This is a genomic window from Paracoccus sp. L-17 (assembly GCF_056857655.1).
Window position 1 is genome coordinate 262,312 of sequence record NZ_JBSXNM010000046.1, and the last position, 21,723, is coordinate 284,034.

The window sequence follows — 21,723 nt, forward strand, 5'->3', positions numbered from 1 at the left end:
AATGGCGATGGGGTCAGTCCCGCAGAAGCCTTGCGGCGGCCTCGACGCTGGGGTCGAGGCCAGCGCCGCCGGCGCGAATGTAATCCTGCAACTGCGTCCGCATCCGGGGTTCCCAGAAATCGGCCAGATGGGCCGCGACCTTCGGCGCCGGATCCCCCGGCTGGGTGTTGAAAAAGGCGGCGATCTGGTTGGCCATGACGACCATCTTTTCAGGCGACATCGGAAACCTCGTCCCGCAGGCGTTCGGGGTGGCAGAACAGATCGAATCCCTCGCCGCGCGCGAAGGCGGCCAGGGTGATGCCCGCGCCCGTCGCCAGCCGCAGGGCATGGGCAGTGGGGGCGGAGACGGCGATCAGCACACAGCCGCCCGCCATGGCGCATTTCTGCACCATCTCGACCGAGACGCGGCTGGTCAGCACGAAGGCGCCCTGCCCCGCCTGATGACCCTGCCGTGCCATCGCGCCGATCAGCTTGTCCAGCGCGTTGTGCCGTCCCACATCCTCGCGTGCCAGGACCACGCCCTTGCCTGGCATCAGGAACCCGGCGGCGTGGACCGCCCGGCTCTGGTCGTGCAGCGGCTGCCAGCCGCGCAGGGATTCGGTGGCGCCGGCGATCTCTTCGACGCTCAGCACCGGGCCCGCGCCGTGGCGATCGGGCAGCGCGCGCACCGCCTGATCGAGGCTGTCGATCCCGCACAGCCCGCAGCCCACCGGTCCGGCCAGCGTGCGCTGCCGCGCGGCCAGCGCATCGCCCCGGTCCTCGGCCAGCCAGATCCGCGCCTCGACGCCCTTGGCATGGGTCACGATCTCGCACGAGGCGATCTGACCGGTCCCGGTCACGATCCCTTCGGTCAGCGAGAAGCCGATCGCGAAATCCTCGATATCGGCGGGCGTCGCCATCATCACCGCGTGGGTGGTGCCGTCATAGACCAGTGCGACCGGCGTTTCCTCGGGCACGACACGCTGCGCGGCGGCGCGGCTGCCCGGCCGGACATGGACCGCCTGCACGCGGGCCAGGGGATCGGGCAGCGTTGTCATTCCGCGGCGGGCAGGATGCGGCGGGCGCGTTCGGCCTGTTCGTTATAGCATTCCTGCCAGTCCGAAGGCCCGTTCGAGGGACTGACCTGCACTGCCGTCACCTTGTATTCCGGACAGTTCGTCGCCCAGTCCGAAAAATCCGTGGTCACGACATTGGCCTGCGTCGCCGGATGGTGGAAGGTCGTGTAGACCACGCCCGGCGCCACCCGGTCGGTCAGGGTCGCCCGCAGCGTCGTCTCGCCCGATCGGCTGGCCAGCCGCACCCAGTCGCCCTGGTTCACGCCGCGCGTCTCGGCGTCGTGGGGGTGGATTTCCAGAACGTCCTCGGGGTGCCAGACGACATTCGCGGTCCGCCGCGTCTGCGCGCCCACATTGTATTGCGACAGGATCCGCCCCGTGGTCAGCAGCAGCGGGAAACGCGGCCCGGACTTCTCGTCGGTCGGCAGATATTCGGTGACGATGAAATGGCCCTTGCCCGACACGAAGTGATCCACATGCATCGTCGGCGTGCCTTCGGGCGCGGCCTCGTTGCAGGGCCACTGGACCGATCCCTTCTCTTCCAGAAGGGCAAAGCTGACGCCTTCGAATGTGGGGGTGGTCGCCGCGATCTCGTCCATGATCTGACTGGCATGGGTATAGGTCCAGTTCGCGCCCATCGCGTTGGCCAGGGCCTGCGTCACCTCCCAGTCCTCGAAACCGTTCAGCGGCGCCATGACCCGGCGGACGCGGTTGATGCGGCGTTCGGCATTGGTAAAGGTGCCCTCCTTTTCGAGGAAGGACGAACCCGGCAGGAAGACATGGGCGTAATTCGCGGTCTCGTTCAGAAACAGATCATGGACGATGACGCATTCCATCGCCTTCAGGCCCGCCGCGACATGGTGGGTATCGGGGTCCGATTGCAGGATATCCTCGCCCTGGCAGTAAAGCCCCTTGAACGTTCCCTCGACCGCCGCATCAAGCATGTTGGGGATGCGCAGGCCGGGTTCGGGGTCGATCTCGACCCCCCACGCCGTCTCGAAGATCTTGCGGACATCGGGCAGTTTCACATGGCGATAGCCGGGCAGTTCATGCGGAAAGCTGCCCATGTCGCAGGAACCCTGGACGTTGTTCTGCCCCCGCAGAGGGTTCACGCCGACGCCCTCGCGTCCGACATTGCCGGTCAGCATCGCAAGGTTGGCGATCCCCATGACCGTGGTCGAGCCCTGGGAATGTTCGGTCACGCCCAGACCGTAATAGATCGCCCCGTTGCCGCCGGTCGCGTAAAGCCGCGCGGCGGCACGCAGATCGGCGGCGGGAACGCCGGTCAGCGGCTGCATGGTTTCGGGGCTGTGGCGGTCCTGACTGACGAATTCGGCGTAATGCTGAAATTCGTCCCAGTCACAGCGCTCGCGGATGAACGCTTCGTCCACCAGCCCCTCGGTCACGATGACATGCGCCATTGCGGTGACGACGGCGACGTTGGTGCCCGGCCGCAGCGGCAGGTGATAGGCTGCCTCGACATGCGGGCTGCGCACGATATCGGTGCGGCGCGGATCCACGACGATCAGCCGCGCGCCCTGACGCAGCCGCTTTTTCAGCCGGCTGGCGAAGACCGGGTGGCCATCGGTCGGATTGGCACCGATGATCATCACCACATCGGCCTTCTCGACACTGTCGAAATCCTGCGTGCCGGCCGAGGTGCCGAAGGTCTTGCCCAGTCCGTAGCCGGTCGGCGAATGGCAGACCCGGGCGCAGGTATCGGTGTTGTTGTTCAGAAACACCGCCCGCGCCAGTTTCTGCACCAGGTAGGTTTCCTCGTTGGTGCAGCGGCTTGAGGTGATGACGCCGATCGACCGGCGGCCGTATTTCTGCTGCAACGCACTCATCCGGCCGGCGGCAAAGGCCAGAGCCTCGTCCCATTCGACCTCGCGCCAGGGCTCGTCGATGCGGTCGCGGATCATCGGCTTGAGGATGCGGTCGCGGTGGTTGGCATAGCCATAGGCGAAGCGGCCCTTGACGCAGGAATGGCCCCGGTTCGCCTTGCCATGCTTGTAGGGGACCATGCGGACAAGCTGATCGCCGTTCAGCTCTGCCTTGAAGCTGCATCCGACGCCGCAATAGGCACAGGTGGTGATGACCGACCGATGCGGCGTGCCCATCTCGATCACGGATTTTTCCTGCAAGGTCGCGGTCGGACAGGCCTGCACGCAGGCACCGCAACTGACGCATTCGGAATGCAGGAAATCGTCGGTCGCCGCCCCGGCGCTGACCTTGCTGTCGAAGCCGCGCCCCTCGATGGTCAGCGCGAAGGTGCCCTGCACCTCTTCGCAGGCCCGGACGCAGCGCGAACAGACGATGCATTTCGACGGATCGAACGTGAAATAGGGGTTGCTTTCGTCCTTCGGCACATAACGGGGATTGGCCTGATCGACCGGCATCCGCATCCGCGCCTCGGCCTGGCTGCGCGCGCCGCTGCCCGAGGGATCGAAATGGTTCTGGCCGGGCGCATAGCGCACGTCGCGCAGACCCACCTGCCCCGCCGCATCCTGCAATTCGCAATCGCCATTGGCCGCGCAGGTCAGGCAATCCAGCGGGTGATCGCTGATATACAGCTCCATCACCCCCTTGCGGATGCGCTTGACCTTGCCGGACTGGGTGTGAACGACCATGCCTTCCGCCACGGGCGTGGTGCAGGATGCGGGCGTGCCCTTGCGGCCCTCGATCTCGACGACGCAGAGGCGGCAGGATCCAAAGGCTTCCATATTGTCGCTGGCGCAGAGCTTGGGAACCATGATCCCGGCCTCGGCCGCGGCCCTCATGACCGAAGTGCCCTCGGGCACTGTCACCGCGAAACCGTCGATGCTCAGGCTGACGGGGGCGCCCGACCGGGCGGGCGTTCCCATGTCGCGCTCGTCCTGCGGATCGGAACCGGGCGGGAATTGCGGGATGATGAAGTCCTTCATTCGGCGGCCTCCTTGCGGGTCGCGAAGTCGTCGGGGAAATGGCGCAGTGCGGACATGACCGGGAACGGGGTGAAGCCGCCAAGCGCGCAGAGCGAGCCGTCCTTCATCGTCTCGCACAGATCGGTCAGCAATTCGGCGGCGGCGGGATCGCCGGCGGCGATGCGGTCGATGGTCTCGACCCCACGCACCGCGCCGATGCGGCAGGGCGTGCATTTGCCGCAGGATTCGATGGCGCAGAACTCCATCGCGAAGCGCGCCATGCGCAGCATGTCGGCGCTGTCGTCGAACACGACCAGCCCGGCATGGCCGATCAGCCCGCCCTCGGCGTCGAATTCCTCGTAGCCCATCCTGGTGTCGAACTGACCCTCATGCAGATAGGCGCCCAGCGGTCCGCCGACCTGCACCGCCTTCACGGGCCGGCCGCTGGCGGTGCCGCCGGCGACGTCGTTGACGACCTCGCCCAAAGTCAGGCCGAATCCGGCCTCGAACAATCCGCCGCGTTTCACATTGCCGGCGATCTGCAGCGTCGCAGTGCCGCGCGACCTGTTATGGCCGAAGCCCGCGTAATGGTCGGCGCCCTTCTCGAAGATCACGGGGATCGTGGCCAGCGTGATGACGTTGTTGACCACGGTCGGCTTGCCCAGAAATCCTTCCAGCGCCGGCAGCGGCGGCTTGGCGCGCACCACGCCGCGCTTGCCTTCGAGGCTGTTGAGCAGGCTGGTTTCCTCGCCGCAGACATAGGCGCCCGCGCCCACGCGGATCTCCATCTCGAAGGCGTGATCCGATCCCAGAACGGATGGGCCCAGCAGGCCGCGCCTGCGCGCGATCCCGACCGCCGCGTTCATTGCCCGGATCGCATCGGGATATTCGCTGCGCAGATAGACATAGCCGCGCGTCGCACCCACGCCGATCCCCGCGATCGCCATGCCCTCGATCAGGGTGAAGGGATCGCCCTCCATGATCATGCGGTCGGCGAAGGTGCCGCTGTCGCCCTCATCGGCGTTGCAGACGATGTATTTCTGCATGGCCTCGGCCTGCATCACCGTCTTCCACTTGATGCCGGTGGGAAAGCCCGCACCGCCCCGCCCGCGCAGCCCGCTGGCGGTGACCTCCTGCACGATCTCCTCTTGGCTCATGGCAATGACCCGGCGCAATCCGGCCAGACCGCCATGGGCCTGGTAATCGTCGTAATCCAGCGGATCGGTCAAACCGCAGCGCGCGAAGGTCAAACGGGTCTGGCGGGCAAAGAACGGGATCGCCTCGACCGGGCCCAGGCTTTCCAGCTTGCCGTCCAGCAGCGCGGCCACATCCTCGGGCGCGACGGGGCCGTAGCCCACGCGCCCGTCTCCGCGGTCGATCTCGACCAGGGGTTCCAGCCAGATCATGCCGCGCGAGCCGTTGCGGATGATCCGCACGTCAATTCCGCGTGATGCGGCCTCGCGGGCGATGGTTTCGGCCACCTCGTCGGCGCCGACGGCCTTCGCGGCGCTGTCCATGGGAACCCAGATCCTCATGCGCCGGCCTCGGCCAGCAATCTGTCAAGGCGGGCCGCATCCAGTCGCGCGACGACGCGGTCGTCCAGCATGGCGGCGGGGGCGCAGGCGCACAGGCCCAGGCAATAGACCGGCTCGACCGTGACCGCGCCATTGGCCGTGGTGTCGTGCCAGCCGATGCCCAGCCTTGCCAGGGTCGCCTCGGCCAGGGCTTGGCCGCCCATGGACTGACAGGCCTCGGCCCGGCAGAGGCGCAGAATATGCTTTCCCGCCGGAGCCTTGCGGAAATCGTGGTAGAAGCTGACGACACCGTGGACCTCGGCCCGCGACAGGTTCAGCAGATCGGCCAGAACCGGCACCGCGGCTTCGGGCACGCAGCCGTATTCGTGCTGCACCGCATGCAGCAACGGCAGTAACGGCCCTTCGAGCGAGGCGAGCGGCGCGGCGACCGCGCGAATCTCGTTCTCGGTCGGGGCTTGCGCATCGTGATGCATGGCTGGCCTTTCGACGGTCCCGTGGCTTCAGCAAACAGGTCCGGCAATGGAAAATCAATAACGCAATTCCGTCAGTCGATAGAAATTACCTATCGACAACCAGCCGCCGCGCCTCGGCCAACAGCGCCTCCAGCACCGGCGTATGCGGTTCGCGCCACGGCGCGACCAGACCCACGGCGTGAATCGTCTGCGGCTTTTCCAGCGGGATCAGGCGCAGGTTCTTGCCGTGGCCCAGAAAGGCGGCGATATCCTCGGGCAGGATGGTGACCCAGCCCCCCTCGACCACATGGGAGACCAGCACCACGGTCGAGCCGGATTCGACGCTGGCCTGCGGCGTCACCCCGGCGGCCGAAAGGTTGCGATTGATGATCCGCCGGTTCTGCATGTCCGAGGTCAGCAGGCACAGCCGCTGCCCGTCCAGATCAGCCCATGCCACGCGATCGCGACCCGCCAGATCGCTGCCCGGGTCGCAGACCAGCATGTAGCGTTCGTCGTAAAGCGGCACGGTCGAGACCTTGCCCAGCGGTTCGTTGTCCAGATAGGAAATCCCCGCATCGACGTCGAGATCGTCGATCATCTGCAAAATCTCGACCGAATTGCGCGACAGGATGGTGAAGGCGACGTTCGGATGGGCCCGGCCGAAGCGGGCGCTGATCCGCGTGGCCCAGGTCAGCGCGGTCGGGATGACAGCGATGCGCAACCGTCCCGACAGGCCGTGCCGGGTGGCCCGCATCTCTTCGCGCAACTGGCGGCTGTCGCCGACGATCCTGCGTGCCCAGATCAGTGCCGCCTGCCCCTCGGGCGTCAGGCCGCCAAAGCGCGAGCCTCTAAAGATCAGCAGGACGCCAAGCTGTTCCTCAAGCTGCTTGATGCCGGCAGACAGGGTGGGCTGGGTTATGCCCAGGCTGGTGGCGGCGCGGCCGAAATGACGTTCTTTCGCGACGGCAAGGAACATTTCCAGCTTGTCGATCAAGGCGGTCTCTCCCAGAGGCAGGCAAGGCCCGCGGGTCGTATCCAAGGGCCGCGCGCCGCGGCGTGAAGAGACGCGCGGCCATCCCCGGCCTCAGTCGAACTGGTCCTTGCGGCCCAGCAGGCGGCGCATCAGCACGTAGAACAGCGGCGCGAACAGGATACCCAACGCGGTGGCGGCCAGGGTTCCGCCCAGCACGGTCGCGCCGATGGCGTTGCGCCCGTTCGCGCCCGCGCCCGAAGACAGGACCAGCGGCAGGACACCCAGCGAAAAGGCGATCGAGGTCATGATGATCGGGCGGAACCGCTGGCGCGCGGCCTCGACCACGGCCTTGAACAGCGGCATCCCGGCCTGCGACTGCTCGCGCGCGAATTCGACGATGAGGATCGCGTTCTTGCCGGTCAGCCCGATCACCGTCAGCAATCCGACCTGGAAGAAGACCCCGTTGTCGAAGGCCCCCGCCCAGGCGCCGGCAAGGGCGCCGAGGATTCCGATGGGCATGACCAGGATCACCGCCAGCGGGATCGACCAGCTTTCGTAAAGCGCCGCCAGGCACAGGAACACGGCGGCCAGCGACAGCGCATAAAGCAGCATCGTCTGGTCCCCGGCCTGCCGTTCCTCCAGCGACAGGCCCGTCCATGCGACATCGAAACCGCCGGGCAACTGGCCGACCAGCCGCTCGATCTCGGCCATGGCGTCGCCCGAGGACACACCCGGCGCGGGACTGCCCTGGATCTGCATCGAAGGAATGCCGTTATAGCGGTTCAGACCCTGCGGCCCGAAGGTCCATTCGCCCTCCGCGAAGTTCGCGAACGGCACCAGCCCGCCGGTTGCGTTGCGCACCCGCCACTTGTCCAGATCCGAGGGTCCGGCGCGCGAATCCGCCTCGCCCTGGACATAGACCCGCTTGATCCGGCCACGATCGACGAAATCATTCACATAGGCGCCGGTCCAGGCGATCTGAAGCAGCGTGGCCACGTTGTCGGCCGTCACCCCCATCGCCCCCGCCTTGCGCCAGTCGATGTCGAGATTGAACTGCGCCGCGTCTTCCAGGCCCGAGGGACGGGCCTGCGCGATCAGCGGGCTCTGGGCCGCCATTCCCAGCAACTGGTTGCGCGCCTCCAGCAGTTGTTCGTGGCTCTGGCCGCCGCGCGCCTGAAGGTAGAAGTCGAAGCCCGAGACATTGCCAAGCTCGATCACCGAGGGCGGCACGATCGGGAACACCATCGCGTCCCGGATCTGGCTCAGCGCGCCGAAGGCCCGGCCCGCCAGCGCCTGCACCGACTGCGACGGATCGGGACGCTGGTTCCAGTCCTTCAGCCGCACGAAGGCGATGCCCACGTTCTGACCCTGCCCCGCGAAACTGAACCCGGCGACGGCGAACATGCTGTCGACCACATCGCCTTCCTCGTTCATGAAGTAATTCTCGACCTGATCCAGAACCGCCCTGGTCCGTTCGGTCGTGGCCCCGGTCGGCCCGTTCACCAGCACGAACATGATGCCCTGATCCTCATCCGGCAGAAAACCTTCGGGCGTGCGCAGGAACAGAAAGACCATCGCCGCACCAAGGGCGGCATAGATCAGCAGCACCCGCAGCGGCCGGCGCACGATCCAGCCGACAAGGCCGGTATAGCCGCGCGTGGTGCCGTCGAAGCCGCGGTTGAACAGCCCGAAGAACCCGCGCCTCTTGCCATGCGCGGGTTTCAGAAGCTGCGCGCAGAGCGCCGGCGTCAGGGTCAGCGCGACGACCACCGACAGCGCCATGGCCGAGACGATCGTGATCGCGAATTGCTGATAGATCACGCCGGTCGAGCCGGGAAAGAACGCCATCGGCACGAAGACCGCCGACAGCACCAGCGCAATGCCGACCAGCGCGCCGGTGATCTGGCCCATGGATTTGCGCGTCGCCTCGCGCGGGGAAAGTCCTTCTTCCTCCATGATGCGTTCGACATTCTCGACCACGACGATGGCGTCGTCGACCAGAAGGCCGATCGCCAGAACCATGGCCAGCATGGTCAGGGTGTTGATGGTAAAGCCGAAGACGGCCATGATCCCGAACGTCCCCAGCAGGACGATGGGCACGGCCAGGGTCGGGATCAGCGTCGCGCGCCAGCTTTGCAGGAAGACGAACATCACCACGGTAACCAGCGCGATGGCCTCGATCAGGGTCTTGACCACCTCCTCGATCGAGATCTTGACGAAGGGCGAGGTGTCGAAGGGGATCACGTAGTCCACGCCTTCGGGGAAGAACCGGGCGAATTCCGCCATCCGCGCCTTGACCAGATTGGCCGTGTCCAGCGCATTGGCACCCGGCGCAAGACTGATCGCCATCCCCGATGAGGGGCGCCCGTTATAGGTTCCCGCCGTGCTGTAATTCTCGGCCCCGATCTCGACGCGGGCCACGTCGCGCAGCAACACGAGGCCGCCGCTTTCCTCGGCCCGCAGCACGATCTGGCGGAAATCCTCGGGCGTGGACAGCAGCGATTGCGCGGTGACGGTGGCGTTGAGCTGCTGACCCTCGGGCGCGGGCTGGCTGCCGAAGGCGCCGGCCGAAATCTGCGTGTTCTGGGCCGAGACCGCGGCGACGACATCGGATGGCGTGATCTGGTAATTGGCCAGTTTCGACGGATCCAGCCAGATCCGCATTGCGTATTTCGCGCCAAAGACCTGCACGCTGCCCACGCCCTCGATCCGGCTGAGATCATCGACGAGATTCGTGACCAGATAGTCCGACAGGTCGGTCTGGTCGTAATTCTCGTCCCCGATCAGGCCCACGACCATCAGGAACCCGGCCGAGGATTTCTGCGCCGTCACGCCCTGCCTCTGCACGGCCTCGGGCAGCAGCGGCGTGGCCTGGGACAGCTTGTTCTGGACCTGGACCTGGGCGATGTCGGCATCGGTCCCGGTCTCGAAGGTCAGCGTGGTCTGCGAGGTGCCCGAGGAACTGGACGACGACGAGATATAGCGCAGCCCGTCCAGTCCGGTCATCTGCTGTTCGATGATCTGGGTCACGGTATTGGCGACGGTATCGGCCGACGCGCCCGGATAGGCGGCCCGGATCGCGACCGAGGGCGGCGCGATCTGCGGATATTGGGCAATGGGCAGGGTCAGGATCGACAGCACGCCCACGCCCATGATCAGGATCGAGATCACCCAGGCGAAAACCGGACGGTCGATGAAGAAGCGGGCCATGGGAAATCGTCCTATCCGGGCGTGGTCAGAAGCGGTTCATTCGGCGGCGGGCTGCGCGTCCGGGGCCGGTGCGGCCGACCCGTCCCGGGCATTCGCGCCCTGGGACAAGGCGCCCGCCGTTTCGGCCTTGCTTGCGTTGCCGGTCGCATCCCTCCCGGTCGCGGCATTGTCCGAGGCCGGTGCGCCGGAGGCATCGTCACCGGATGCGCCCGGATCCGCCTGCGCGGGATTGGCCGTTCCGGACGGCTTTTCCGGCTTGCCCTGCTGGCCGCCGGCCGGATCGGCCGGGCGTTCCTCGGGCGCGACCGTCATGCCCGCCCCGATACGCTGAAGACCGGCGACGATCAGGCGGTCGCCCGCCGACAGGCCGTCGCGAACGACCCAGTTGTTGCCGCGATCCTGCACGATATCCAGTTGCCGCTGCTCGACCACGTTGTCGGCATTCACGACCATGGCGACGGGGCGGCCGCGTCGGTCGCGGGTCACCCCCTCTTGCGGGGCGAGGATCGCGTCCTTGATCTGGCCCTGCGGAATTTCGGCCAGCACATACATGCCGGGCAACAGGAAGCCGTCGGGATTGGCGAATTCCAGCCGCAGGGTCACGACTCCGGTCGTCTCGTCCACGCGCGGCTCGGCCGCGGTCAGCGAGCCGGTGTATTCGTAGCTGCTGCCATCGGCCAGACGCAGCGCGACAGTGCGGTCAGCGCCCGCCGGCAGCGCGGCATCGGCCCCCTGGCGCTGCCAGCGCAGGATCTCGGCCGCTGACTGGGTGACGTCCACGCGCACCGGATCGATGCGCCGGATCACCGCCAGCGGGCTGGCCTGACCAGCCGTGACCAGGGCGCCGGGACTGGCCTGGGCCAGACCGATCACCCCGTCTATGGGGGCGGTGATCGTGGTCCGGTCCAGCTCGATCCGCGCCGCCTGCACCTGCGCCTCGGCGGCCTTCACCTGCGCCTCGGCCGCGTCGCGGGCGGCAATGGCACTGTCCTGGCTTTGTTCGCTGGCGACGCGGCGGTCGCGCAGCGCGCCGACCCGCTCGGCGTCGCGGGCGGCGGCAGAGGCTTGCGCCTGGGCCTGCGACAGCGATGCCTCGGCCTGTGCGAGGGCGGCTTCATAGCTGCGCGGGTCGATCCGGTACAGCGGATCGCCGGCGCGGACGGGGCTGCCTTCCTCGAACAATCGCTCGGTGATGAGACCGGCGACCTGTGGGCGCAGCTCGGCCTCGGCCGAAGCGACGACGCGACCCGGCAGGCTGGCCGTCAGCGTCACGTCCCGTGCCTGCAACGTGACCACCGTCACCTTCGGCGGCGGCGCCTCGCCACCGCCGGGCTGCTGGGCCAGGGCCGCGCCGGGCTGCGCCAGAACCGCGCAGAGACCCGAAAGAACAAGGAACCGTTTCAGCGTCGTCATGCGGCCCGCCAATCCTGATCAATTGTCATGTCGAAAGCACGCAAGCGGCCGAGCGCCGGCGCATCGCCCGGAACCTACCGGCCGGATCGGCCAAGGACAACCGCCGAAACGCCGCTTTCGCGGAACCTGCCCGAATATGACGCAAGGTGCCTGCTCAGGCGGCAAAATCCGGCCGGGCCAGCGCCCGCCGAACGGCCAAGGCGAACATGTCCTGCGCCGGATCAGGCCGTGCATCGGCGCGCCGCATCAGGCCGATCGGGCCTTCGGTCATTGCCGTCTCGACCGGCAGCCGCGTCAGCGTGCCTTCACTGATGTCGCGGGCCACGACCCCGGCCGAGATGAACCAGATGGCGTCGCTGTGTCGCGTCTGGACGCGGCCGAATTCGCCCGAGACGCTTTCCACCCGGCGCCGCGGAACCGGGATGCCCTGCGCGATCAGCAATCGTTCCACGAATGGCCGGATGGCCGAACCGGGCGGCGGATAGATCACCGGCCAATCGCCGATCCGCCGCAGGTCGGGATCGGCCAGGATCGGATGGCCGGGCCGCACCACCACCGCCACCCGCTCCAGATAAAGCTGGGTAAAGCTGAGGCCGCGCATCGTCTCGGGCGCGCCCAGCCGCCCGATCACGGCATCAAGCTGGCCGTCGCGCAGCAGCGCCGTCAGATAGCCGTGCGGCCCGTCCGTGATGACCAGCCGCAGATCGGCCTCCATGCGACCGAGTTCGACCAGCACCTCGGGCATCAATCGCGCCGCGACCGAAGGCAGCGCCCCCAGTCGCATCTGCGCCACCCCCGCGCCGCCGGCCTGTGCGATTCCCGCCAGGCCCTGTTCCAGCGCCGCGAGGCTGGTCTGCGCATGGGGCAGGAAGAATTCGCCCTCGGGCGTCAACGCGATACCGCCGCGGCCGCGGGTCAGCAGCTCGGCGCCCAGGATTTCCTCCAGTTCCGACAGCGTTCGCGAGATGGCCGGCTGGGTCAGCAAAAGCCGCCGGGCCGCGCCTTTCAGACTGCGCTGGCGCACGATCTCGGTGAAGGTCTGCAAGTGGCGGATCTTGATGCGTCGGTCCATGATTGCGCTTTCTGGTAAGTATTCTGCCACATATCTCATTTTACCTTTCGATTTCCATATGCAAGTCTTGCGACCGGAGAGAGGAAGGGCATCATGCGCGCACAGGTCGTGATCATCGGCGGCGGTCCGGCGGGCCTGCTTCTGGGCCAGCTTCTGCACAAGCGCGGCATCGAGGCCGTGGTGCTGGAACGCAAGACCCGCGACTATGTGCTGGGCCGGATCCGCGCGGGCGTGCTGGAATCGGGACTGGTCGCGTTGCTGGAAGAGGCCGGGGTCGCCAACCGGCTTCGCGCCGAAGGTTTCGTGCATGACGGCACCCGGATCGCCGCCGGAGGCGAAATCTTTCATGTCGATTTCAAGGCGCTGACCGGCAAGCCGGTGATCGTCTATGGCCAGACCGAGATGACGCGCGATCTCTATGATGCACGGGCGGCGACGGGCGCGCGGACCGTCTTCGAGGTCGATCACGTCGCCATCCACGATGCCGATGGCGACGCGCCCTTCGTGACCTACGCGCAGAGCGGCGCGGAACACCGCATCGACTGCGACTTCGTGGCCGGCTGCGACGGCTTTCACGGCATCAGCCGTCAGGCCATCCCGCTGAATCTGCGGCGGGAATACGAAAAGACCTATCCTTTCGGCTGGCTTGGCGTGCTGTCGCGCACGCCGCCGGTCGACGAGGAATTGATCTATGCCAATTCCGAACGCGGTTTCGCGCTGTGTTCGATGCGCAACGACAATCTGTCGCGCTACTACATCCAGTGCGCGCTGTCCGACCATCCCGAGGACTGGACCGACGCCGCCTTCTGGGCCGAGTTGCGCCGCCGCCTGCCCGAAGAGATCGCCGAACGCCTGGCGACCGGCCCGAGCATCGAGAAATCCATCGCCCCGCTGCGATCCTTCGTGACCGAGCCGATGCGGTGGGGGCGGCTGTTCCTGTGCGGCGATGCCGCCCATATCGTGCCGCCGACCGGCGCCAAGGGACTGAATCTTGCCGCCAGCGATGTGCATTACCTCTATCATGCGCTGGCGCAATTCTACGAGGAACGGGATCGCGAGGGGATCGAGCGCTATTCCGAACGGGCGCTGCTGCGGGTCTGGAAGGCCGAACGCTTCAGCTGGTGGTTCAGCAGTCTTCTGCACCGCTATCCGGATCAGAACCCCTTCGATCTGAAGATGCAGCAGGCCGAACTGGCTTTTCTGCGCGACAATCCCGCACAGCAGCGCGCCTTTGCGGAAAATTACGTGGGGCTGCCATACTGATGCTGAGCGCGACGATCAACGGGGTTGACCTGCATTACGCCGATGACGGTCCCGGCGATGGTCCGGCGCTGGTCTTCGCCAATTCGCTGGGCACCGATCTGCGGGTCTGGGACTGGCTGCTGCCCCATCTTCCCGACGGTCTGCGGGTGGTGCGATATGACAAGCGCGGCCACGGCCTGTCGCAGGACGCGCCCGGCCCCTGCACCATGGACGCGCTTGCGGATGATGCCGCCGGACTGATCGCGCATCTCGGCCTTTCGCGGCCGGTTTTCGTGGGCCTGTCCATCGGCGGGCTGATCGGATTGTCGCTGGCGCTGCGGCATCCGGGTCTGCTGGCCGGGCTGGTCGTGTCGAACAGCGCCGCAAAGATCGGCGAGGCGGCGATGTGGCGCGACCGGGTCGCCGCCATCCGCGCCGATGGTCTGGCCAGCATCGGACCGGCGACGATGGAGCGCTGGTTCTCGGCCGGCTTCCGCGCCAGCGGGGCCGCGTCGCCCTGGCAGCGGATGCTGGAGCGTCAGCCCCTGGAAGGCTATGCCGCCTGCTGCGAGGCCATCGCGGCCGCCGATCTGCGCAAGCAGGCGACCGGCCTGCGCCTGCCGGTGCAGATGATCGCGGGCGATCGGGACGGCGCCACCCCGCCCGGGATGGTGCAGGCCACGGCCGATCTGATTCCGGGCGCGCGCATGGACGTGATCCCCGGCGCGGGCCATATTCCCTGCGTGGAAACGCCGCGCGAATACGCCGCCATCATCACCCGCTTCCTGAAGGAGATCGGTCATGTCTGACACCCATTCGCAAGGGATGAAGGTCCGGCGCGAGGTTCTGGGCGATGCCCATGTCGATCGCGCCGAAGCCGAAAGAACCGATCTGGATGCGCCGTTCCAGGATCTGATCACCCGTTTCGCCTGGGGCACCGTCTGGGCCGGCGACGGCATCACGCGCCGCGAACGATCCATGCTGACGCTGGCGCTGCTGGCCGCAACCGGCAATTTCGAAGAGATTCCAATGCATATCCGTGCCACCGCGCAGACCGGGGCCAGCCCTCGGGACGTGCGCGAGGCGTTTCAGCATGTCGCGATCTATGCCGGCGTGCCGCGCGCCAATCACGCGCTGAAACTGGCGCGGGACACCTATGCCCAGATGGATGCCCGGCAAGGGGAGGTCAGCGAATGAAACCCGCCGAATACCACCAGCGCGACCGCAGCCTGCATCCGCCTGCGCTGACCCCGAAATACAAGACCAGCGTGGCCCGCAGCCCGCGCTGGCCGATGATCTCGCTGGAAAACACCATCAGCGAGATCACCGGCCCGCGGTTCGGCCATGCCGACATCGACCCGATCGACAACGATCTGATCCGCAACTACGCCAAAACCGGCGATCCTGTGGGCGAACGGATCATCGTCCATGGCCGCGTGCTGGATGAAAACGCGCGCCCGGTCCCCAATACCCTGGTCGAGATCTGGCAGGCCAATTCGGGCGGGCGCTATCGTCACAAGAAGGACACCTATCTTGCCCCGATCGACCCCAATTTCGGCGGCTGCGGGCGAACGCTGAGCGACGAGAACGGACAATACGCCTTTCGCACGATCAAGCCCGGCGCCTATCCGTGGCGCAACCGCGTCAATAACTGGCGCCCCGCCCATATCCATGTCTCGGTCTTCGGATCGGGCTTTCTGCAGCGACTCATCACCCAGCTTTACTTCGAGGGCGACCCGCTGATCGCGCATTGCCCCATCGTCCATGCCATCCCCGACAGGGACGCGGTCCAGCAATTGACGGCGAAACTGGATCTGAACGCCACGATCCCGCTGGATTCCATCGCCTATAAATTCGACATTGTGCTGCGCGGCCGCCGCTCGACCCTGTTCGAGAACCGGCTGGAGGGAAACTGATGCCACAGGAATTGCACTATCTGCGCGAATCCGCATCCCAGACCGCGGGCCCCTATGTCCATATCGGTCTGGCGCCCGGCGCTGCGGGCTTTGACATCTATCGCGAGGAACTGGGCCGCGACATCGCCGGGCCGAATGCGAAGGGACAGCGGATCCGGGTCGAGGGGCTGGTCATCGACGGCACGGGAAGCCCGGTCAAGGATGTCCTGCTGGAGGTCTGGCAGGCCAATGCGAACGGGCATTACGCCCATCCCGAGGGCGGCGGCCCGGTCGAGGACGGATTTCGCGGCTGGGGGCGTGTGATCACCGACTTCGACAGCGGCGAATGGGGCTTCGACACGGTGAAGCCGGGGCCGGTTCCGGGGCGGAACGGATCGGTGCAGGCGCCGCATCTGAATTTGTGGATCGTCGCGCGCGGGATCAATATCGGGTTGAACACGCGGATGTATTTCCCTGACGAGGCCGACGCGAATGCCGCCGATCCGGTCATCAACCTGATCGAATGGGAAAAGCGCCGCGCCACCCTGATCGCGCGGCAATCCGAGGATCGCGACGGCGTTCCGGTCTATCGCTTCGACATTCGTCTGCAGGGCGATGACGAAACCGTTTTCTTCGATATCTGAGGGGGTCTCATGTCCCAACCCTGCATCATCTGCGTGGCGATCACCGGCTCGGTTCCGACCAAGGCCGACAATCCCGCCGTTCCGGTCACCCTGTCCGAGCAGCTCGAAAGCACGCAGGCCGCGTTCGAGGCGGGCGCCAGCATCGCGCATTGCCATGTCCGCGACGACGAGGGCAAACCCACCAGCGATCCCGACCGGTTCGCGGCGCTGAAAGAGGGGATCCAGACGCATTGCCCCGGCATGATCGTGCAGCTTTCCACGGGCGGGCGGTCGGGTGCGGGGCGGGCGCGGGGCGGCATGCTGTCGCTGTCGCCCGAGATGGCGTCGCTGTCGGTCGGCTCGAACAACTTTCCGACGCGGGTCTATGACAATCCGCCCGATCTGGTCGATTGGCTGGCGGGCGAAATGATTGCCCACGACGTCAAGCCCGAGATCGAGGCCTTCGATCTGTCCCACATCTTTCAGGCCGCGAAGATGTGGAAGGATGGCCGCATCCGCGACACGCCCTATGTGCAATTCGTGATGGGGGTGAAGAACGCGATGCCGGTCGATCGCGCGGTGTTCGACTTCTACCGCGCCACCGTCGCGCGGCTGTTCGGCGAGAATGCGGCATGGTGCGCGGCCGGGATCGGCCAGAACCAGATCGTGCTGAACGAATGGGCGATCTCGACGGGCGGCCATGCCCGGACGGGTCTTGAGGACAACGTGCGACTGGACCGCAAGACGCTGGCCCCGTCGAACGCGGCGCTGGTGCAGCGGGCGGCTGATCTGTGCAGCCGGTATGACCGCCCCGTGGCCAGCCCGGCGCAGGCGCGGCAGATCCTGGGATTGCGGGCCGCATGACCCTGACCGACGGTCTTTTCGGGGATGAGGAACTGGGCCGTGCCATGGGCGCCCGCGCCCAGATCGCCGCCATGCTGAAGGCCGAGGCCGCGCTGGCGCGCGCGCAGGGAAGGCTCGGGATCATCCCCGAAACGGCGTCGGGGTCGGTTTCCGAAACAGCCGAGAATCTGCGGCCGGACCCGTCCGAACTGGCGGCAGGCATGGCTGCGGCGGGCATCGCGGCGCAGCCGGTGATCGCCGCCCTGAAATCCGCCTGTGGCGGGGATGGTGCCTGGGCGCATTTCGGCGCGACCTCCCAGGATATCCAGGATACCGGGCTGGTGCTGCAACTGCGCGATGCCCTGCGGATTGTCGAGGATCGGCTGGCCGATCTGGAGGCCGTCCTGCATCGAAAGGCGCGCGACCATGCCGGTCTGCCGATCCCTGCACGCACGCGATACCAGATTGCCGCGCCAACCACCCTGGGCGCGAAGATCGCCGTCTGGCGCGCGCCCCTGCCCCGACACCGGCTGCGGCTGGATCAGTTGCGGCCGCGCCTTCTGAACGTCTCGCTTCACGGCGCCGCCGGCACCGGCGCCGCGCTGAGCCCGCAGATGGGGGCGGTCCGGGCCGCCATGGCCGAGGAACTTGGCCTGGGCGCGCCGGATGTGGCCTGGCACGCAACCCGCGATGCGATCTGCGAACTGGGCGGCTGGCTGGCGCTGGTCACCGGGACGCTGGGCAAGATGGGGGCCGATCTGATCCTGCTGGGTCAATCGGAAATCAGCGAGGTTGCGGCGGGCACGGGCGGGGCATCATCGACCATGCCGCAGAAATCCAACCCGGTCGCGGCCGAGGCGCTGGTGGCGCTGGCGCGGCTGAACGCGGGGGCGGTGGGAACGCTGCATCAGGCGATGATCCATGCCCAGGAACGCGATGGCAGCGCGCTGGCGATCGAATGGCAGGTGCTGCCCGACATGATGATCCGGACCGGCGCGGCCTTGCGACTGGCCCTGGACCTGGCCCGCAGCCTGACCCCGCGCCCGGATCGGATCGCCGCGACCTTCGCGGCCGATCGCGGCGCGATGCTGGCCGAGGCGGCGGGCTTTCATCTTGCCCGCCAGATGCCACGCGGCGATGCGCTGAAGATCGTCGCCGCTGCGCTGGCAGAACTGGCCACCGACGAGACCGAAACCCTGGCGGGGGCGCTGGCGCGGCTGGCCCCCGGCCATGACTGGTCGCGAATCCTCGCGCCAGAGGCGAATACGGGCGATGCCGCGATGCAGGCCCGGCTGTCATAGAACCAAAGGGAGGAGAGATCATGAAGACCTTGCTGATCGCCAGTGTCACGCTGGCCGCGATGTCCGGCGCGGGCGCCGCGCAAGAGGTAACCCTGCGCGTGCAGCACTTTCTGTCGGCCGACGCGCCGATCCAGAAGGGCGTGCTGGAGCCGTGGGAAAAGGCGGTCGAGGAACAATCGGGCGGCCGGATCGACGTGCAGATCTATCCGTCGATGCAGCTGGGCGGCAAGCCGCCGCAGCTTTTCGATCAGGCCCGCGACGGCGTGGTGGACGTGGCCTGGACGCTGCTGGGCTATACGCCGGGCCGGTTCCCGGCCTCGGAGGCGTTCGAGTTGCCCTTCATGTCCGGCACCGCGACCGAGACGACGATGGCCTTGCAGGAATACCAGACGAAATACATGGGCGATGAGCTGAAGGATGTGAAACCCCTGCTGATCCACGCCCCCGCCGCCTACAAGTTCCACACCAAGGGCAAGCCGATCCAGTCGATGGCCGACCTGAAGGGTCTGAAGATCCGCGCCCCCTCGCGCACCATGACCGACGGGCTGAACGCGCTTGGCGCGACCGCCGTCGGGATGCCGGTCCCCGAGGTGCCGCAGGCGCTGACGACCGGCGTCATCGACGGCGCGGTGATTCCCTGGGAGGTTTTCGGCAGCCTGCGCATCGAGAACGTGACGCAGGATCACACCGAATTCGGAACCGAGAATGGCGGGTTGTCCACCTCGGTCATGGCGCTGGTGATGAACAAGGCGAAATACGACAATCTCCCCGACGATCTGAAAAAGGTGATCGACGACAATTCCGGCGCGGCGCTGGCGGCGCTGGCCGGCGAAGCCTTCGACAAGGCCGAGGCGGCCGAGCGTCAGAAGGCGGTCGACGCGGGTCACAATATCGTCGTGATTCCCGAGGATCGCCTGGGCGAATGGCAACAGGCCAGTCAGCCCGTGATCGACGCCTGGGTGAAATCCATGGGCGAAAACGGTCAGGCGATGCTGGACGATGCCAAGGCGATGCTGGCCGGGGCACGGGGCAAATAGGGCTGCGGCAGGGCAAGGCCCCGCGCGCGGGGCCCTTGGGGCGGGCGCTGCGACCGGGCATGTCGGGCGCCCTGCGCTGCGATCCATCCCCATCCCCTCGCCGCGCCCGGCCCCGCGCCCGGCCCCGATCCAGGCCGCGGCCGGGCGGATACCTTCCGGGCAGCGTGACGGCCCGCGGCGTCCGATCTGCACATGTTCAAGGGAGACGGCCATGAGCGACGATCCGACCGAACGCCCCCATCCGGTGCCGCTGCCGCGATGGCTGTCGGCCCTGTGCCGATGGTTCGCCGCTTTGGGCGGAATCACCCTGCTGGCGATGATGCTGATGACCGTGATCAGCGTCACCCGGCGCAGCCTGCTGGGCGCGCCCATTCCCGGTGATTTCGAACTGGTCGAGATCGGCAGCGCCATCGCCATCTTCTGCTTTCTGCCCTGGTGCCAGTCCACCGGCGGCAACGTCCTGGTCGATTTCTTTACCCAGAACGCCAGCCCGCGCCTCAACCACCGGCTGGAGGCCCTGGGCGATCTGCTCTACCTGCTGATTGCCGCGCTGCTGTTCTGGCGGATGATCCCCGGCGGGCTGGAGATGCGCCAATATGGCGAGCAGTCCATGGTCTTGCGCATTCCGGTGTGGTGGAGCTTCATCGTCATCCTGCCGGCCATGGCGCTGCTGGTCGCCACCTGCGCCGCGACCATGATCGGCCATCTGGGAAAGGCCCGCGCATGAGCGGCGTCGCCGCCGGGCTGACGGGTTTCGCGGTGCTGCTGGCGCTGATGGCCATCCGTGTCCCCATCGGGGTCGCGATGATGACGGTGGGCGTCGGCGGATATGCCGCATGGACCGGTGTGTCGCCGCTGCTGGCATTCCTGAAAACCTCGACCTACTACCAGTTCTCGACCTATTCGCTGTCGGTCATCCCGCTTTTCGTGCTGATGGGCGAATTCGCCACGCAGGCCGGGATGAGCCGGGCGCTGTACCGCACCGCCGCTGCCTTTCTGGGCCATCGCAAGGGCGGACTGGCGATGGCCTCGATCGGCGGATGCGCGGCCTTCGGCGCGATCTGCGGATCCTCGCTGGCGACCGCCGCCACCATGGGACAGGTCGCCCTGCCCGAGATGAAGCGATACAATTACAGCGGCGCGCTGGCCACAGGCTCGCTGGCGGCGGGCGGCACGCTGGGCATCCTGATCCCGCCGTCGGTGATCCTGGTCCTCTATGCGCTGATGGCCGAGATGAGCATCGCCACCATGTTCGTGGCGGCGATGGTGCCGGGCGTGCTGGCCGCGCTTGGCTACATGGCCGCGATCGCCATCTTCGTCGCCCGCAATCCCGATGACGGTCCGGCCGGCCCACGCGCGACATGGGCTCAGCGGATGGGCGCGCTGCGCGAGACGTGGTCGCTGATCGTGATCTTCGCGCTGGTCATCGTCGGGATGTATCGCGGCTGGTTCACGCCCACCGAAGCGGCGGCGGTCGGCGCCTTCGGCACCGGTGTCCTTGCGGTGCTGCATGGCGGGATGCGGCTGACGGGGATCGCGCGATGCCTGCGCGGCACGGCCACGACCTCGGCCATGATCTTCCTGATCCTGCTGGGGGCCGAGACCTTCAACGCCTTTCTGGCCCAGACCCGGACGCCGATGCTGCTGGCGGAAGCGATCCGGAATTCCGGCCTGACGCCGATGCTGGTCCTGCTGGCGATGCTGGCGCTGTATCTGGTGCTGGGCTGCGTCATGGATTCGATGTCCATGCTGCTGCTGACCATCCCGATCTTCTATCCGATCATCGCGGGTCTCGATTTCGGGATGCCGCGCGAGGAGACCCTGATCTGGTTCGGAATCCTCTCGGTCGTGGTGGTCGAGGTGGGCCTGATCACGCCGCCGGTGGGCATGAACGTCTTCGTCATCAACGGCATGGCAAGGGACGTGCCGATGATCGAAAGCTTCCGCGGCGTCCTGCCTTTCCTGATCAGCGACATCATCCGCATCGCCGCGCTGATCGCCTTTCCGGTCGTCACGCTGGGGCTGGTGCGGCTGCTGGGCTGAAATTTCGCAGAAGGCAGAAGTTCGCAAGACCCGTCACCCTGGGTGCCGCGTTGTCGGCCGATCGTGCCGACCGAGAATCGGGACGAATACTCAGCCCTATGGCGGGCTTGGTCGGGGACATGTTCG

19 protein-coding genes are annotated in these 21,723 nt (G+C 67.0%); 10 read left to right on the top strand and 9 right to left on the bottom strand.

The annotated features are described in order from the left end of the window. Positions 1-13: 13 nt before the first annotated feature. From AC13CR_RS18190 to pcaQ, 9 genes are all read right to left on the bottom strand, one after another. Positions 14-220: a formate dehydrogenase subunit delta gene (locus AC13CR_RS18190; RefSeq protein ID WP_292955645.1), complete on the bottom strand. Its 207-nt coding sequence runs from the start codon at positions 218-220 to the stop codon at positions 14-16. Continuing rightward, positions 210-1,037 carry a formate dehydrogenase accessory sulfurtransferase FdhD gene (gene fdhD / locus AC13CR_RS18195; RefSeq protein ID WP_293014241.1) on the bottom strand — a complete coding sequence of 276 codons (828 nt, stop codon included), beginning with the start codon at positions 1,035-1,037 and terminating at the stop codon, positions 210-212. Before fdhD ends, AC13CR_RS18190 begins: the two co-directional genes overlap by 11 nt. Beyond that, complete coding sequence (fdhF, locus tag AC13CR_RS18200) at positions 1,034-3,979, bottom strand: formate dehydrogenase subunit alpha (RefSeq protein WP_446232191.1); 2,946 nt, start codon at positions 3,977-3,979, stop codon at positions 1,034-1,036. Before fdhF ends, fdhD begins: the two co-directional genes overlap by 4 nt. After that, complete coding sequence (locus tag AC13CR_RS18205) at positions 3,976-5,493, bottom strand: formate dehydrogenase beta subunit (protein WP_292955654.1); 1,518 nt, start codon at positions 5,491-5,493, stop codon at positions 3,976-3,978. The genes fdhF and AC13CR_RS18205 overlap by 4 nt, the downstream gene beginning before the upstream one ends. Then, positions 5,490-5,966, bottom strand: a complete 477-nt coding sequence (locus AC13CR_RS18210; RefSeq protein ID WP_482900937.1) for a formate dehydrogenase subunit gamma — start codon at positions 5,964-5,966, stop codon at positions 5,490-5,492. The genes AC13CR_RS18205 and AC13CR_RS18210 overlap by 4 nt, the downstream gene beginning before the upstream one ends. An 85-nt stretch (positions 5,967-6,051) precedes the next feature. Further along, positions 6,052-6,939 carry a LysR family transcriptional regulator gene (locus AC13CR_RS18215; RefSeq protein ID WP_446232190.1) on the bottom strand — a complete coding sequence of 296 codons (888 nt, stop codon included), beginning with the start codon at positions 6,937-6,939 and terminating at the stop codon, positions 6,052-6,054. A gap of 90 nt (positions 6,940-7,029) precedes the next feature. Continuing rightward, positions 7,030-10,128, bottom strand: coding sequence for an efflux RND transporter permease subunit (locus AC13CR_RS18220; protein WP_292955663.1), 3,099 nt, complete (start codon positions 10,126-10,128; stop codon positions 7,030-7,032). 36 nt (positions 10,129-10,164) lie between these two features. Beyond that, complete coding sequence (locus tag AC13CR_RS18225) at positions 10,165-11,541, bottom strand: efflux RND transporter periplasmic adaptor subunit (protein WP_292955666.1); 1,377 nt, start codon at positions 11,539-11,541, stop codon at positions 10,165-10,167. A 154-nt stretch (positions 11,542-11,695) separates the two neighbouring features. Further along, entirely contained in the window at positions 11,696-12,613 is a 918-nt protein-coding gene (gene pcaQ / locus AC13CR_RS18230) for a pca operon transcription factor PcaQ (protein WP_292955669.1), read from the bottom strand. Positions 12,614-12,706: 93 nt separating this feature from the next. Between pcaQ and pobA the strand changes: the two genes are divergently transcribed. The 10 genes from pobA to AC13CR_RS18280 all read left to right on the top strand — a co-directional run bounded on the left by pobA (position 12,707) and on the right by AC13CR_RS18280 (position 21,597). Further along, the gene (gene pobA, locus AC13CR_RS18235; RefSeq protein WP_446236280.1) at positions 12,707-13,876 is read left to right on the top strand and encodes a 4-hydroxybenzoate 3-monooxygenase; all 1,170 of its coding nucleotides are present in this window, start codon (positions 12,707-12,709) and stop codon (positions 13,874-13,876) included. Then, positions 13,876-14,664, top strand: coding sequence for a 3-oxoadipate enol-lactonase (pcaD, locus tag AC13CR_RS18240; RefSeq protein ID WP_446236279.1), 789 nt, complete (start codon positions 13,876-13,878; stop codon positions 14,662-14,664). Before pobA ends, pcaD begins: the two co-directional genes overlap by 1 nt. Beyond that, positions 14,657-15,052, top strand: a complete 396-nt coding sequence (gene pcaC, locus AC13CR_RS18245) for a 4-carboxymuconolactone decarboxylase (RefSeq protein ID WP_292955678.1) — start codon at positions 14,657-14,659, stop codon at positions 15,050-15,052. Before pcaD ends, pcaC begins: the two co-directional genes overlap by 8 nt. After that, positions 15,049-15,771: a protocatechuate 3,4-dioxygenase subunit beta gene (pcaH, locus tag AC13CR_RS18250; protein ID WP_292955681.1), complete on the top strand. Its 723-nt coding sequence runs from the start codon at positions 15,049-15,051 to the stop codon at positions 15,769-15,771. The genes pcaC and pcaH overlap by 4 nt, the downstream gene beginning before the upstream one ends. Then, on the top strand, positions 15,771-16,394 hold the full coding sequence (gene pcaG / locus AC13CR_RS18255; protein ID WP_292955684.1) for a protocatechuate 3,4-dioxygenase subunit alpha: 624 nt from the start codon (positions 15,771-15,773) through the stop codon (positions 16,392-16,394). The genes pcaH and pcaG overlap by 1 nt, the downstream gene beginning before the upstream one ends. A 9-nt stretch (positions 16,395-16,403) precedes the next feature. Beyond that, entirely contained in the window at positions 16,404-17,237 is an 834-nt protein-coding gene (locus tag AC13CR_RS18260) for a 3-oxoadipate:acetyl-CoA acetyltransferase (RefSeq protein WP_293014228.1), read from the top strand. After that, a complete protein-coding gene (locus tag AC13CR_RS18265) occupies positions 17,234-18,517 on the top strand; it encodes a lyase family protein (RefSeq protein WP_292955690.1) in 1,284 nt (427 codons plus the stop codon). The genes AC13CR_RS18260 and AC13CR_RS18265 overlap by 4 nt, the downstream gene beginning before the upstream one ends. A 20-nt stretch (positions 18,518-18,537) precedes the next feature. Further along, positions 18,538-19,554 carry a TRAP transporter substrate-binding protein gene (locus tag AC13CR_RS18270; protein ID WP_292978190.1) on the top strand — a complete coding sequence of 339 codons (1,017 nt, stop codon included), beginning with the start codon at positions 18,538-18,540 and terminating at the stop codon, positions 19,552-19,554. A gap of 211 nt (positions 19,555-19,765) precedes the next feature. Continuing rightward, the gene (locus AC13CR_RS18275; RefSeq protein WP_292955696.1) at positions 19,766-20,281 is read left to right on the top strand and encodes a TRAP transporter small permease; all 516 of its coding nucleotides are present in this window, start codon (positions 19,766-19,768) and stop codon (positions 20,279-20,281) included. Next, positions 20,278-21,597 (top strand): TRAP transporter large permease, encoded by a 1,320-nt coding sequence (locus AC13CR_RS18280; RefSeq protein WP_292955699.1) that lies wholly within the window; start codon positions 20,278-20,280, stop codon positions 21,595-21,597. The genes AC13CR_RS18275 and AC13CR_RS18280 overlap by 4 nt, the downstream gene beginning before the upstream one ends. The last annotated feature ends 126 nt before the right edge of the window (positions 21,598-21,723 follow it).

Bases quoted from the DNA above. Each gene is read 5' to 3' on its own strand.
- AC13CR_RS18270 (WP_292978190.1), top strand. From the start codon at position 18,538: ATGAAGACCTTGCTGATCGCCAGTGTCACGCTGGCCGCGATGTCCGGC.
- AC13CR_RS18205 (WP_292955654.1), bottom strand. From the start codon at position 5,493: ATGAGGATCTGGGTTCCCATGGACAGCGCCGCGAAGGCCGTCGGCGCC.
- fdhF (WP_446232191.1), bottom strand. From the start codon at position 3,979: ATGAAGGACTTCATCATCCCGCAATTCCCGCCCGGTTCCGATCCGCAG.
- pcaQ (WP_292955669.1), bottom strand. From the start codon at position 12,613: ATGGACCGACGCATCAAGATCCGCCACTTGCAGACCTTCACCGAGATC.
- AC13CR_RS18260 (WP_293014228.1), top strand. From the start codon at position 16,404: ATGTCCCAACCCTGCATCATCTGCGTGGCGATCACCGGCTCGGTTCCG.
- fdhD (WP_293014241.1), bottom strand. From the start codon at position 1,037: ATGACAACGCTGCCCGATCCCCTGGCCCGCGTGCAGGCGGTCCATGTC.
- AC13CR_RS18190 (WP_292955645.1), bottom strand. From the start codon at position 220: ATGTCGCCTGAAAAGATGGTCGTCATGGCCAACCAGATCGCCGCCTTT.
- pcaG (WP_292955684.1), top strand. From the start codon at position 15,771: ATGCCACAGGAATTGCACTATCTGCGCGAATCCGCATCCCAGACCGCG.
- AC13CR_RS18220 (WP_292955663.1), bottom strand. From the start codon at position 10,128: ATGGCCCGCTTCTTCATCGACCGTCCGGTTTTCGCCTGGGTGATCTCG.
- AC13CR_RS18225 (WP_292955666.1), bottom strand. From the start codon at position 11,541: ATGACGACGCTGAAACGGTTCCTTGTTCTTTCGGGTCTCTGCGCGGTT.
- pcaC (WP_292955678.1), top strand. From the start codon at position 14,657: ATGTCTGACACCCATTCGCAAGGGATGAAGGTCCGGCGCGAGGTTCTG.
- pcaH (WP_292955681.1), top strand. From the start codon at position 15,049: ATGAAACCCGCCGAATACCACCAGCGCGACCGCAGCCTGCATCCGCCT.
- AC13CR_RS18280 (WP_292955699.1), top strand. From the start codon at position 20,278: ATGAGCGGCGTCGCCGCCGGGCTGACGGGTTTCGCGGTGCTGCTGGCG.
- pcaD (WP_446236279.1), top strand. From the start codon at position 13,876: ATGCTGAGCGCGACGATCAACGGGGTTGACCTGCATTACGCCGATGAC.
- AC13CR_RS18265 (WP_292955690.1), top strand. From the start codon at position 17,234: ATGACCCTGACCGACGGTCTTTTCGGGGATGAGGAACTGGGCCGTGCC.
- pobA (WP_446236280.1), top strand. From the start codon at position 12,707: ATGCGCGCACAGGTCGTGATCATCGGCGGCGGTCCGGCGGGCCTGCTT.
- AC13CR_RS18275 (WP_292955696.1), top strand. From the start codon at position 19,766: ATGAGCGACGATCCGACCGAACGCCCCCATCCGGTGCCGCTGCCGCGA.
- AC13CR_RS18210 (WP_482900937.1), bottom strand. From the start codon at position 5,966: ATGCATCACGATGCGCAAGCCCCGACCGAGAACGAGATTCGCGCGGTC.